The following is a 13,487-nucleotide window of genomic DNA, read 5'->3' as shown; positions in this document are numbered from 1 at the left end:
GTCTTTTCACCATGCATTTATCTGACCTGAAACACTTACCTGTTACCGAACTTGTCGAAATGGCGATTGCCAATGAGATTGAAGGCGCAAGCCGTATACGCAAACAGGATCTGATCTTTGCCATACTGAAAAACAAGGCGAAGAAAGGGGACAGCATTTTTGGTGACGGCACACTGGAAGTATTGCAAGATGGCTTTGGTTTTCTGCGCTCGCCCGACACTTCATACCTGGCAGGCCCTGATGACATATACGTCTCCCCGTCACAAATCCGACGCTTCAATCTCCATACCGGCGACACTATTCAAGGAGAAATCCGCACGCCCAAGGATGGAGAGCGCTACTTTGCCTTAGTCAAAGTCGACAGTGTCAATGGTGAGGCTCCGGAAAACAGCAAACACAAGATTCTGTTTGAAAACCTGACTCCGCTATTCCCGACCAAACCCCTGGTATTGGAGCGCGATATCCGCGGAGAAGAAAATATTACCGGCCGCGTCATCGACATGATTGCCCCCATCGGCAAAGGTCAACGGGCACTGCTGGTTGCACCGCCAAAATCCGGCAAGACAGTGATGATGCAGCATATTGCCCATGCCATTACCGCTAATCACCCGGATGTCATCCTGATCGTCCTGATGATTGACGAACGGCCGGAAGAAGTCACAGAAATGACCCGCTCGGTCAAAGGCGAAGTTGTCGCATCCACATTTGATGAACCAGCCACCCGCCACGTCCAGGTAGCTGAAATGGTATTGGAAAAAGCCAAGCGCCTGGTTGAACATAAAAAAGACGTGGTCATCCTGCTGGACTCCATCACCCGCCTGGCTCGCGCCTACAATACTGTTGTGCCAGCCTCTGGCAAAGTGCTCACGGGCGGTGTGGATGCCAACGCCCTGCAGCGCCCTAAACGCTTCTTTGGAGCTGCCCGTAATATTGAAGAAGGCGGTTCACTCACCATTATCGGCACAGCCCTCGTTGATACCGGCTCACGCATGGATGATGTGATCTATGAAGAATTCAAGGGTACAGGCAATTCCGAGCTACACCTTGACCGTCGCATGGCTGAAAAACGCATCTATCCTGCAATCAACGTAAATAAATCCGGTACTCGCCGGGAAGAACTACTGATTGAAAAAGATGTACTGCAGAAAATCTGGGTGCTACGCAAATTGCTCTACCCCATGGATGACCTGGAAGCCATGGAATTCCTGCTGGATAAGCTCAAGGCCACCAAGAACAATGCGGATTTCTTTGACTCCATGCGCAGAGGTTGATCGCGCTTTGTCTTGCAATTTCTTGGCAAGCTTAATATAATTTTCGTTTTTCCTGCTCCGGCAGGATTTATTGATCAGCCGCACAAACCGGCACCACAAAGGTAAACATTATGAAACCCGGCATTCACCCAGAATATCGCGAAGTTGTATTTCATGACATCGGCGCTGACTTCAGCTTCCTGACACGCTCCACCATTACTGCCAAAGAAACAGTAAAGTGGACCGATGGCAAAGAATATCCATTGGTCAAGATTGAAGTATCTTCACAATCTCACCCTTTCTACACTGGTAAGCAGAAGATTCTTGATACTGCTGGTCGTGTTGAGAAATTCCGCCAGAAATACGGCATGTAATCCTGGTCTACAGGATTTGCAAAAAGGCAGCTTGGGCTGCCTTTTTTATTTCCCATCCATCCTGCCCGATGATTAAAATAGGCAGAGATTCTCAGCAGGCACTCAAAGGATATCAATGGCATTCGAGATCGAACATGACTGGCAGGCGCACCTGGCGACACCGCGCGCACGCGTGGGCGAGCGCGCCAAGACACACCTGCTGATCCTGCTTTGCATCACGTGGATTTTCATGGGCTTGATCGGGCATGAACCATGGAAGCCCGATGAGGCGCAAACCATCAGCATCATCAAGGACATGACATATGGCAACGGGCTGCTGGCACCCATTGCTGCCGGGCAGCAACAGATAGAATACCCTCCCCTCTATTACTGGAGTGCGGCTGGTAGCGCCAAACTGTTATCAGCAGTATTGCCGCTGCATGATGCAGCGCGGCTGATCAATAGTATCTGGATGACTATTACACTGCTCATGGTAGGGATGCTGGGCCGCGAATTGTGGGGGGTCGGTACCGGACGCCAGATCACTTTCATCTTCATTGCATCAATTGGCCTCATTGCCTCGGCGCACATGCTGATGCCGCAAGTCGCATCACTGGCAGGCCTTTCCATGTCGCTCTACGCACTGGCGCTTGCCAAGCGGCGCCCTTTGCGTGCGGCAGCCCTGCTGGGCTCCGGCATAGGTATCAGTTTTCTCGCTACAGGGCCGGCCAGCGCACTCGTCGTATTATTGACGATGCTGATTCTCCCTATCTTCTTCCAACCATGGCGCAGCAAAAGCTTTGCCATTGTGTGCGGGCTCAGCCTACTGGTAGCCAGTCCGTGGCTCGTCATCTGGCCCAGCCTGCTCTTTCAGATCAATCCTGCACAATTCACTGCATGGATACACAATATCCTGCCTGACCCATCCAGCATCAATTACCTTTATATGCTGAAAACCTTGTTCTGGTTCACCTGGCCAGCATTGCCCATTGCGGCGTGGGGAGTATGGCGTTATCGCAATGTGTTCCTGAACAAACCCAAGATGCAGTTGCTACTGGTCTTTTTCATCGTCAACTTCATTGTGATTGGCGTGGCATTTGAACGCCGGGAAATTCACCTCTTGCCACTATTGCTCCCATTGGCCGCACTGGCCGGTGGCAGTGTAGAAACCTTGAAGCGTGGTGCTGCAAGTGCGCTGGATTGGTTTGGCATGCTGATGTTTGGCATCATGGGCGCCCTGATCTGGCTTGGCTGGTTTGCCATGCTGACAGGCAAGCCTGCCAAAATTGCCGAACGTATGCAATTCCTCGCCGCCACCAACGAGGCCCACCTCAACATTTTCGCCCTGGCTGCAGCCCTCACAGTCACCATTATCTGGTTGTTCGTGATTGCCAACAGCAAGCGCTCCAATCGCGGAGCCCTGACAAACTGGGCAGTGGGCATGACAATGGCATGGGGACTGCTGATGACACTCTGGCTGCCATGGATAGACAACGCCCGTAGTTACAAGCATGTCATGCTTGAGCTCCAAGCTGCACTGCCGGCACAACACACCTGTATCAGCAGTTACGGCATGGGGCCAGCACAAATTGCGTTGATGGATTACTACACTGGATTCACAGTCCAGCCACAGCCTTTACTGCATACCGAACCGGCCTGCGACTTACTCCTGGTTCAGGAGTACAGCAGCCACCCACACCGGACACCAGGCAGTCACTGGCAATTACTATGGGAAGGAAGTCGCGCGCTGGACAGGCGGGAAAGCTTCCGCTTGTTCATACCTGGCGAAACGACTGATCAGGTCGAGGAAGATGAGGAGACCATCCCGCGTTAAAGCGGCTGTAACAGCAGGGCCAGTGATGCTGCATCATCAGCAATACTCTGGCTGGCCTTGCTTTCCATCGCGCGGTATCGCTGCAACACATCCTGTCCAAAGGGAGTGACTTTGGCACCTCCGCCATGGCTACCACCCGTCGCTGTTTCCACCAGCGGCTCGCGGAAACTCTTGTTCATGGCATCCACTAGGTCCCAGGCACGTTTATAGGACATCTTCATGGTGCGGGCACCTGCGGAAATTGAGCCACTCTGTGCAATGGCCTCCAGCAAATCAGCCTTGCCAGGCCCAATAGCCACCAAGTGGCGGTGTGGCAAACGTATCTTGATACTGAGCGCACTCATGTGGAATTTTTACCCCTCAATACTGTCATACTGTACGTAGTCAGCAATATTGTTTGTATTCGGCTAAAGACTTACAATTGGCACATATTATCGCATCCATCCACGGACCCAAACAGCAACTTCAATGTCCTCTAGCATCCACACTCCCCAACTGATCGATCAATTTGGTCGACGTGTGGATTATGTACGCCTATCCATCACTGATCGTTGCGATTTCCGCTGTGTCTACTGCATGGGCGAGGACATGACATTCCTGTCACGCGACGAAGTGCTGTCGCTCGAAGAATGTGCACGCCTGGTCCGGGTATTTGTCAATCTGGGCGTCAGTAAAGTGCGCATTACGGGCGGAGAGCCCCTGGTACGTAAAAATGCACTATCCCTGTTTGAGGATATCGGCCGGCTTCCAGGCCTGCAGGAGCTGACCATGACAACCAACGGTTCACAACTTGAACATCATGCCCAGGCCTTGAGAAAAGCAGGGCTTGACCGTATCAATGTCAGTGTGGACAGCCTGAATCCTGAACGTTTCCGCCAAATCACCCGTGTCGGCGACCTGAATAAAGTACTGCGCGGCATTGAGGCTGCAAAGCAAGCCGGTTTCACCAATATCAAGCTCAACACTGTACTGATGCACGGCTTCAATGACGATGAGGCAGTACCACTGGTGGCATTCGCCATTGACCGGGGCCTGGATATTGCCTTTATTGAGGAAATGCCATTGGGAGAAGTCGACCACCAGCGCAGTGCAACCTATATCAGCAATCAGGCCACACTAAAGCAATTACAAGCACGTTTCCCGTTGGTCAGCAGCACAGAAACCACAGGTGGCCCAGCTCGCTATTGGCGAGTCGCTCACACCAATACCCGCATTGGATTCATCTCCCCGCACAGCCACAACTTCTGCGAAAGCTGCAACCGGGTGCGGGTAACCTGCAAAGGCGAACTCTATTTATGCCTGGGACAGGAAAACAAGGTAGACCTCATGCCATTGCTACGTGAATTCCCGCATGACGACACCCCTGTAAAAGAGGCTATTTTTTCTGCCATGCATATCAAGCCCAAAGGCCATGATTTCGACCTGCGACGCGCAGCTCCCGCAGTCGTGCGTTTCATGTCACATACCGGCGGCTAGATGCCAAGACAGTCCTGCACTGTAGTTCAGTATAAAAATACCGTAAAATTTTGTATTTGGAATCAATCGGGTTCTCATGCGTTCAGCATGCGGGCCCAAGTCGGATAATTACATATGAGTATCACAGGTATCGTGCTTGCCGGAGGCCAGGGCAAGCGTATGGGCGGCATTAACAAGGGGCTTGTTGAATTCAACGGCCAGCCCATGGTAGCCCATGTGTTGCAGCGCCTGGCTCCTCAAGTGGATGAGCTGCTGGTGAATGCCAATCATGAAACCGAGCGTTATGCACAGTTCGGCCATCCTATCGTCCAGGATCAGATCAGCGGCTTTGCCGGCCCATTGGCAGGATTACATGCCGGCATGCAACAGGCACGGCACCCTTACATCCTGACAGCCCCCTGCGACTCTCCCTTGTTGCCGCCCACTCTGGTCAAGCGGCTGCTGAATGCGCTGATAGAGCGCGACGCAGACATTGCCATCGCCAAAACCGGCACCCAGGCTCATCCAGTATTCTGCCTGTGCCGCCGCTCACTTCTTCCCAGCCTGGAGCAGTTCCTGCAACAGGGCAACCGGAAGATGGCAGACTGGGTTTCCCAGCTGGACACTGCAGAAGTCTCCTTTACCGACCAGGCACAGGCGTTTGCCAATATCAACACCCACGAAGAGTTGCACAAACTGGAACACACTGCTTGAACCAGCCTCCATTCCCGCGCCCTGTTCTCGGTTTCTGCGCCTACGGCAGCGGATCAGGGAAAACCACGTTACTGACCAGCCTGATCCCGGTGCTGATGAAGCGCGGTTTGCGTATTTCCGTCATCAAACATGCCCATCACAAATTCGATGTGGACAAACCAGGCAAGGATAGTTTCCGCTTGCGTGAAGCTGGCGCAATCCAGACCCTGGTCGCATCAGATCTGCGCTGGGCGCTGATGACAGAACGGCAACGCATGCCGCAAGAGCAGGCAAACTCCGTCAGCCTGGACGAACTATTGCCGCACCTTGATCCTGATGCCATCGATATCGTCCTGGTAGAAGGCTTCAAACAGGCCAATATCAGTAAGATCGAGATACACCGCCCCAGCCTGAACTACCCCCTGCTGGCCCCGACTGACCACAATATTATTGCCGTTGCCACTGACGCAGCGCTCCCGCAGCTTACAATACCTGCTCTGGATCTGAATGATGCTGAATCAATTGCCGACTTCATCGTGGAGTGGATGAAAGCAACCTCTCACTATGACAAAACCTTCGCTTAATCAGCTACTCAGCTGCCAGGATGACTACGATCCTGACTCCATGCCCGTCGCACAGGCCAGGCAGTTTATCCGCACTTTTCTGGATCCGGTCACCGCCACGGAAACGTTACCGCTCAAGGCGGCGCTGGGTCGTGTCCTGGCCAGCAATGTCATTTCCCCGCTCAATGTTCCCAGCCACGACAATTCTGCAATGGATGGCTTTGCCTTCCACAGTCAAGATAGCGGCCTGGAGTCCTTCCGCATAGCCGGAACTGCATTTGCAGGTAGGCCATACACCACCACACTGCAACGTGGTGAATGCATCCGCATCATGACAGGCGCCATCATCCCTTCTGGTGCAGATACTGTCATCATGCAGGAACGTACTGAAGTCACAGGCGACTTTATGCGCATGACGGAGATTCCCAAACCACATGCCAATGTGCGCTATGCTGGTGAAGACCTAAAAAAAGGGCAGGCAGTGCTGGAAGCCGGACGCCAATTACGTGCCGCAGACCTTGGGCTGATCGCATCACTAGGCATAGGAGAAGTCACTGTCTATCGCAAGCTCCGGGTGGCCTTTTTTTCCACCGGGGATGAACTGGTCAGCATTGGCCAGACACTGGGTGCAGGACAGATTTACGACAGCAATCGCTATACATTGCACGGCATGCTGGCAAAGCTGGGAGTGGAAATTCTGGACTTAGGCGTAGTGCATGATGATCCGCTCGCACTCGAGCAAACCCTCATCCAGGCCACCCAGCAGGCAGATGTCGTCTTGACCAGCGGTGGCGTCTCCGTGGGTGAGGCAGATTTCATGAAACAATTGCTGGAAAAGCTGGGACAAGTCGTATTCTGGAAAATTGCCATGAAACCCGGCCGCCCCCTCGCTTACGGTAAAGTAGGCACAGCCCATTATTTCGGTCTGCCTGGCAACCCGGTATCTGTCATGGTCACCTTTTATCAGTTTGTCCGTGAAGCCATACTCTACCTGGCCGGCCAGAACCCGGTACCGGACCTGCCCCTGCTCCAGGCAAGCTGTACGGAGCCTATTCGTAAACTGGCAGGCAGGACTGAGTTCCAGCGTGGCATCCTGTTTGCAGACCGGGATGGAACATGGAAAGTACGGCCCACCGGCAATCAGGGATCAGGCATCCTGCGTTCCATGTCGGAAGCCAACTGCTTCATTGTACTGGGCGATGCTATCGGCAACCTGCCGGCAGGCTCCGAAGTCCAGGTACAAGTGATGGAGGGCATCCTGTAACTTCTACGCGGGATATCCTTACATGCCAAATTCATGATTATCTTGATGGTCAATTCCGTTGACTTGACCTAAGCTCGGCACATTCAATTATTAAAAGCATTATTGGGGAGTACACATGCGCCATTCCAGATTTCATCTCAAACTCATTCCATTGGCTGTATTGGGTATTTGGGGTAATAACGCGCTGGCAGAAGAAGTCAGTGCCACGAGCGAAAACCAAGCGGGCGCCCAAGTTGTCTCCCCCATCGTGGTAACGGCAACCCGTGCAGCACAAACAAGCTTCGACCTGCCTGTTGCCATTGATGTCGTCAGCAAGGAAAACATCCAAGATGGCCAAGCACAGATGACGTTGTCGGAAAGCCTGATCCGCGTCCCAGGCATCACCGCGCAGAACCGCACACAAATGTCACAGGACCCCCAGATCTCCACGCGCGGCTTTGGCGCACGTTCCTCATTCGGTGTACGCGGCGTTCGCCTGTATGTTGATGGTATTCCCTTGACTTACCCTGATGGCAGCGGTCAACCTGGCAATGTAGACCTTGGTACGCTCCAAGGCATTGAAGTCATGCGTGGGCCGTTCTCAGCCCTGTACGGCAACTCTTCCGGCGGCGTTATTCAATTACTGACTGAAAATGCACCGCAAGGTCATGAACTCTCTGCCGGTGTGCTGTTTGGCAGTTATGGCACCCGCCGTGAGAATGTCCGTGCAGCAGGCACTGCGGATGGCCTTGAATACATGATCAACTACAGCAACTACTCTTCAGATGGTTATCGCGACCACAGCAGCAACAAGAAAGAACAAGGTACAGCCAAGTTCCGCTTCAACCTGAATGAAGATACCAAACTCACCACCCTTATCAACTGGTTTGACCAGGAAGCCAATGACCCATTGGGCCTGACTCGTGCTGAAGTGCGCGCAGACCGCAAACAGGCTACCGCCAGCGCCTATAGAGCCGACACCAGGGTATCTCGCAGCCAGACGCAGGTTGGCTTCAACCTTGAGCACAAGGTCAATGAAAACAACACGATCAACCTGATTTCCTATGTAGGCAACCGCAAGAATGAACAATACTTATCCATCAGCCCGGTGAATGGCAATGGCCGTGCCAGCCTGATCGACCGTGAATTCTGGGGTACGGATCTGCGCTGGACACATACTGGAGAATTGTTAAGCCGCCCGTACTCACTGAGCGCAGGGCTGACTTACGGCAAAATGAATGATGGCCGCACAGATATCGCCGCAGTCAATGGCGTAAAAACCGGCGCACTTAACCGTGATGAGGAAAACATTGCCACCAACTCTGACCAGTATATCCAAGCACAGTGGGCATTGCTGGATAACCTGGATCTGCATGTGGGCGCACGCCGCACCAAGGTAACACTGGAAGTAGATGACAACTTCACCAGCGGTGCCAATTCCAATGGCGACAACAGTGGCCGTGTCACTTATGAGAAGACCACCCCTGTTATTGGTGCAGTATGGAAAGCAACACCCACCCTGAATTTCTATGCCAACTACGGTAAAGGTTTTGAGACACCCACCTTTATTGAGGCTGCCTATGCCTCCACGGCAGCCAACAGCACTCCCAATCTGTCATTGAAACCCAGTGAGAGCCGTAACTTCGAAATCGGCACCAAAGCCATTCTTGGGGACAATACTTCAGCCAACCTGACTCTGTTCAAATCCCTGACCGATGATGAGATTGTCGTCAGCGATACATTGAGCGGACGCTCTTCCTATACCAATGCGGGAAAAACAAAACGCCATGGTGCAGAACTTTCCATTGAGTCCAGGTTTGCCAACAATATTTCATTGTTCGGCTCCTATACTCTGCTGAATGCAAAGTTTGATTCCGACTATACCAATGCACTGGGTAATACCATCAAGTCCGGCGACTACATCCCCGGTACTTACAAAACCCAGATTTATGGCGAAATTGCCTGGAAACACCAGGCCAGTGGTTTCAGCACAGCATTTGAGGCACGTCATAACAGCAAAGTGTATGTCAACGACACCAATAGCGAGACAGCAGGTTCGTACACTATTTTCAATATTCGTGCCGGCCTGCAACAAAAATTGCAAAACTGGCGCTTCAGCGAGTTTGTACGCGTCGAGAACATCTTTGACAAAGACTATATCGGCTCCGTCCGTGTCAACGATGGTAATAGTCGCTTCTACGAACCTGCCGCAGGCCGCAACTGGCTACTTGGCCTGAACGCGACCTATATGTTCCAGTAACCTCGTCGCATCATCAACTTCAAATCCCTGGGGGATGCTGTGTAGCGAATACTACACAGCATCCCCTTTGTTTTATTGTATGCTAGGAGAAAAATAATAATTATCGGGCTATGGAGGAGAACACACATGCGGATGCATCATTACATCGTTATATCAGGCATGCTGGCTATGCTGACACTTGGCAGTAGTCACCCGGCCTATGCCGAAGCCTCAGCCACGCTCTGGCCTGCGCTCAAGGAAGGCTTTTTCCCAAAGCGCCAGATTGAAGAGGCCGATTTCATCAAGCTATCAGGCCCCAGGCGCGCTGAAAGCGGTGCCCAAGTGCCTATTACGTTGACAATTGACAGGCCGCAATCTGCGCCGGATGCCATCAAGTCCGTCTACATCATCGTCGATGCCAACCCCATTCCACTGGCCGCCACTTATCACCTGTCAGAATTGCTCGGCACGCTGGAGCTTTCCACGCGCATCCGGCTGGAAACTGATTCTTACATCCATGCCATTGGTGAAACTGCCGATGGCAGACTTTACATGACAGCCATCACCATTCGCGCCTCTGGTGGCTGTGGCGGCACGCTAGGAGAAGATGAAACAATCCTGTTGGCCGATGCCGGCAAGATCAAGCTCAATGTGGAAACGCCAGTGTCATTCAATCATCCCACTGTGACGACTTTCAACATCAAACATCCCATGTTCACCGGCCTGCAGCGTGATCTGGTCTCACAAGGCTTTCGACCAGCGTTCTACATCAATCAGGCCCGTTTCACCTATAATGGCAGACCTGTGCTGATAGCAGATTTTGGCGTCGGCACCAGCGAAGACCCTTACCTGCGTTTCAACTTTATCCCTCCAGAAGCTGGCGTCCTGGAAGTTCATGCAACAGATACGGAAGAAGGCCAGTTCTCGCACTCGCTGTCCGTGCAGTAAACACCCTCAACAAAAAGCCCAGCAGAATCTGCTGGGCTTTTTTATCTGTCACTGATGTGCACTCACCATTTTCATTGGTTAATCAAATAACGACATCCGCTTCATGATGTTATCCCGGTCCATAAACTGGTGCTTCAAGGCAGCCGCAATATGCAGCCCAACCAAAGTTGCCAGTACAATTGCCGAGAACTCATGGGCCACCACGAAAAAATCGCGTAACCCCGGATTATCCAGGCCAGGCAATACCGGTATAGAAAACCAGTGCAATCCGTATTTGCTATAAAGCGTCGTCAACAAACCCGTGACAGGCATGACAAGCATCATCAAGTACAACAGGTGATGCGTACCATGTGCCAGCACTTTCTCCCAGCGCTTCAGGGAGTCAGAAAGTTCCGGGGCCTTATGCAACAAGCGCCAGTACAAACGCACAGCAATCAGAAACAGGATCGTCAAGCCAATGGACTTGTGCAGGTTGAAATAGAAGGTACGCAGTGACACCGCCTCGGTCAATTGCAGGGTATACAACCCCAGGTCGAACAAATCAACGCTTGCCAACTTGTCCCCGCCTTTGGGCAGTTCATTCATATACCAGCCCAGTGCAAGCAGAAAAAGAATGCCAAGCGCAATCAACCAATGCAGTATGACAGCTACTTTGGTGTATCTAACAGTGTGATTCATGATCATCCCAGCTCAGGCAGCGCTGGCTATCCCACCTGCGCAGGATAGCCGGTCCACTCATTCAATTGCATTTAGTGGACAAACACACCCCATGGTGTATCACCGACAGGGATTTCCTTCAACGCCTTATCATGCTCGGTATCGATCACCGTCACAGAGTTGGATTTACCATTGGCGACGTAGAGCTTCTTGCCATCTGGAGTAACAGACATATTCCAGGGACGCTTGCCTACAGGAATAGTCGTCGTCACTTTGTTGGTCGCGGTATCAATCACGGACAAGCTGCCGTCACCACCGTTAGAGATATACACTTTTTTTCCGTCAGGCAGCACTTGTACTCCGTTGGAACGCTGTCCTACCGGGATGGTCGCAATGACTTCATGCTTACTGGTGTCAAAAACCGACACGGTACCAGCAGCTTCATTGGCGACATAGGCACGTGAACTGTCAGGCAGGAAGCCGATACCACGTGGACGCTCACCCACTTCCACCAGCTTGATGGAGGCGCGCTTGGCTACATCGACGACATCCACATATTTCGCTTCTTCCGCGCTGACATACATCCACTTGCCATCAGGGCTGAATTCCGCATGTTCCGGATTTTTGCCTTGTACGTTCACAATGTAGCTGACTTTATGTGTCTGGGTATCAATAACGGCCACCGTGTTATCTTCCTCGTTCGCTGCGGAAATCCATCTGCCATCATGGGAAATACCCACCCCTTCTGGAGACTCTTCCAGCTTGATCTTGTCAGTCACGGTTTTCTTGGCAAGATCAATCACCAGCAGAGAATTCTGCTTCTGGTCGCTGACAAAAATATATTTTCCATCCTTGGTAATGGCAGCGCCACGTGGCTTCTTACCAGCATCAAACGTATTCACGACCGTATCGGTCTGTGTGTCTATGACGGAAATCGTCCCTGACTTCTCATTCGTGGAATAAGCAAAAGGGGCTGCGAACAAAGCGCCGGAAAACATCATTGCCGCTGAAGCCGCAATGAGCTTTAACTCAAATTTGCATTGCATATACATTCTCCAATAGTGTTTCGAATTTTTATCTTGTAACTACATTGTTTCAGACGCCACAATACTTCTCAAGTTCAATCTTGTATTTACAGAGTTGTATATAGGCATTTAACATGCAGCTTCCACGATGAAATTAACTGATCATGACCAGCCTATCCATCAAATGCGCCTTCTATCTGTCTTGCCTGCTCCTGCTACTGCCCGTAACGGGCATGACCCAGCCACTGACAATGCAGGAAGTCGCCAATGGCGTATATATGCATCAAGGTGCGCATGAGGACCTTGATGACGGTTATCAAGGGGATATCAGCAATATTGGCTTTATTATCGGCAGCAAGGGAGTGGCTGTTATTGATACCGGCGGCAGCAAAGCCACAGGGCAGGCGCTGTTAGCCTCCCTTCGCACACTGACTGCACTGCCTGTGCTTTATGTCATCAACACCCATATCCACCCTGACCATATTTTCGGTAATGCCGCATTCGCACAGGAACATCCTGTTTTTATCGGGCATGCGAAACTTGCAAGCTCCATGACATTGCGTAAAGATGCCTACCTGAAACAGGGACATGATTTACTGGGTGATAAGTTTTCCGGCAGTGAAGTCATCCAGCCATCCGTGTTGGTGGCAGACCGCAAGGAGCTGGACCTGGGAGATAGAAAGCTGCTGTTGACAGCCTTCCCCAATGCCCACACCAATACTGACCTCACCGTCCTGGATGAGAAAACTGGCACTTTGTGGACAGGAGACCTGCTGTTCATTGAACGTACTCCTTCCATTGATGGAGATATCAAGGGCTGGCTATCCGCCATTCATCAACTGCAGCAGCTATCGGACATTCAACATGTGGTACCCGGGCATGGCCCTGTCTCTCAAGACCTGAAAGCCGCCCTGAACCACGAGGAGCGATATCTTTCCGTATTGTTGAATGATGTCCGTAGCGCCATCAAGGCAGGAAAAACCATGGAACAAGCGATGGATAGTGCTGCTGCCAGCGAAGCGTCTCACTGGCAATTGTTTAACGCCGTCAACCGCCGCAATATCAATCTGATCTACCCAGTACTGGAGTGGGAATAAATCCCTGGCGGATCATGATGTCCGGTCTATAATTTAGTCATTCTTTCCTGTTAACTCACCTGCTAGCGTATTGTATATCTTGACTGCCGTTGCTCGCCCCATATTACTGTCAGCCAACAACCACAGTCTC

General features: G+C 51.9%; 13 protein-coding genes. 10 read left to right on the top strand and 3 right to left on the bottom strand.

Translation table 11 applies throughout. The annotated features are described in order from the left end of the window. The first annotated feature begins 11 nt into the window (after positions 1 to 11). The 3 genes from rho (at position 12) to CHB59_RS01365 (ending at position 3,437) form a co-directional block, all read left to right on the top strand. Positions 12 to 1,271 (top strand): transcription termination factor Rho, encoded by a 1,260-nt coding sequence (gene rho, locus CHB59_RS01375; RefSeq protein ID WP_089374431.1) that lies wholly within the window; start codon positions 12 to 14, stop codon positions 1,269 to 1,271. Positions 1,272 to 1,381: 110 nt separating this feature from the next. Next, positions 1,382 to 1,624 (top strand): type B 50S ribosomal protein L31, encoded by a 243-nt coding sequence (locus CHB59_RS01370; protein ID WP_089374430.1) that lies wholly within the window; start codon positions 1,382 to 1,384, stop codon positions 1,622 to 1,624. 115 nt (positions 1,625 to 1,739) lie between these two features. Then, complete coding sequence (locus CHB59_RS01365; protein WP_089374429.1) at positions 1,740 to 3,437, top strand: ArnT family glycosyltransferase; 1,698 nt, start codon at positions 1,740 to 1,742, stop codon at positions 3,435 to 3,437. On the opposite strand, the gene CHB59_RS01360 is transcribed toward CHB59_RS01365, so the two are convergent. Then, complete coding sequence (locus CHB59_RS01360; RefSeq protein ID WP_089374428.1) at positions 3,434 to 3,781, bottom strand: winged helix-turn-helix domain-containing protein; 348 nt, start codon at positions 3,779 to 3,781, stop codon at positions 3,434 to 3,436. The genes CHB59_RS01365 and CHB59_RS01360 overlap by 4 nt on opposite strands. 124 nt (positions 3,782 to 3,905) lie before the next feature. On the opposite strand from CHB59_RS01360, the gene moaA reads away from it, so the two are divergent. The 6 genes from moaA to CHB59_RS01330 all read left to right on the top strand — a co-directional run bounded on the left by moaA (position 3,906) and on the right by CHB59_RS01330 (position 10,578). Further along, positions 3,906 to 4,913: a GTP 3',8-cyclase MoaA gene (gene moaA, locus CHB59_RS01355; RefSeq protein WP_089374427.1), complete on the top strand. Its 1,008-nt coding sequence runs from the start codon at positions 3,906 to 3,908 to the stop codon at positions 4,911 to 4,913. Positions 4,914 to 5,027: 114 nt separating this feature from the next. Then, positions 5,028 to 5,606 (top strand): molybdenum cofactor guanylyltransferase MobA, encoded by a 579-nt coding sequence (gene mobA / locus CHB59_RS01350; protein ID WP_089374426.1) that lies wholly within the window; start codon positions 5,028 to 5,030, stop codon positions 5,604 to 5,606. After that, on the top strand, positions 5,603 to 6,169 hold the full coding sequence (mobB, locus tag CHB59_RS01345) for a molybdopterin-guanine dinucleotide biosynthesis protein B (RefSeq protein WP_089374425.1): 567 nt from the start codon (positions 5,603 to 5,605) through the stop codon (positions 6,167 to 6,169). Before mobA ends, mobB begins: the two co-directional genes overlap by 4 nt. Next, positions 6,150 to 7,412 carry a molybdopterin molybdotransferase MoeA gene (moeA, locus tag CHB59_RS01340; RefSeq protein ID WP_089374424.1) on the top strand — a complete coding sequence of 421 codons (1,263 nt, stop codon included), beginning with the start codon at positions 6,150 to 6,152 and terminating at the stop codon, positions 7,410 to 7,412. Before mobB ends, moeA begins: the two co-directional genes overlap by 20 nt. Positions 7,413 to 7,527: 115 nt before the next feature. Further along, positions 7,528 to 9,651: a TonB-dependent receptor family protein gene (locus tag CHB59_RS01335; protein ID WP_089374423.1), complete on the top strand. Its 2,124-nt coding sequence runs from the start codon at positions 7,528 to 7,530 to the stop codon at positions 9,649 to 9,651. 126 nt (positions 9,652 to 9,777) lie between these two features. Next, entirely contained in the window at positions 9,778 to 10,578 is an 801-nt protein-coding gene (locus CHB59_RS01330) for a quinoprotein dehydrogenase-associated SoxYZ-like carrier (protein WP_089374422.1), read from the top strand. Between the two features lie 78 nt (positions 10,579 to 10,656). Here CHB59_RS01330 and CHB59_RS01325 read toward each other — a convergent pair whose 3' ends face one another. Beyond that, complete coding sequence (locus CHB59_RS01325; RefSeq protein ID WP_179212027.1) at positions 10,657 to 11,256, bottom strand: cytochrome b; 600 nt, start codon at positions 11,254 to 11,256, stop codon at positions 10,657 to 10,659. A gap of 71 nt (positions 11,257 to 11,327) precedes the next feature. Further along, entirely contained in the window at positions 11,328 to 12,281 is a 954-nt protein-coding gene (locus CHB59_RS01320; RefSeq protein ID WP_089374601.1) for a beta-propeller fold lactonase family protein, read from the bottom strand. 143 nt (positions 12,282 to 12,424) lie between these two features. On the opposite strand from CHB59_RS01320, the gene CHB59_RS01315 reads away from it, so the two are divergent. After that, a complete protein-coding gene (locus tag CHB59_RS01315; RefSeq protein WP_089374421.1) occupies positions 12,425 to 13,357 on the top strand; it encodes a quinoprotein relay system zinc metallohydrolase 2 in 933 nt (310 codons plus the stop codon). Positions 13,358 to 13,487: the final 130 nt, after the last annotated feature.

The organism is Methylobacillus rhizosphaerae (assembly GCF_900187985.1).
Taxonomy (GTDB): domain Bacteria; phylum Pseudomonadota; class Gammaproteobacteria; order Burkholderiales; family Methylophilaceae; genus Methylobacillus; species Methylobacillus rhizosphaerae.
Note: the sequence above shows the minus strand (reverse complement) of the source record. Positions and strands in the feature narration are given on the sequence as shown.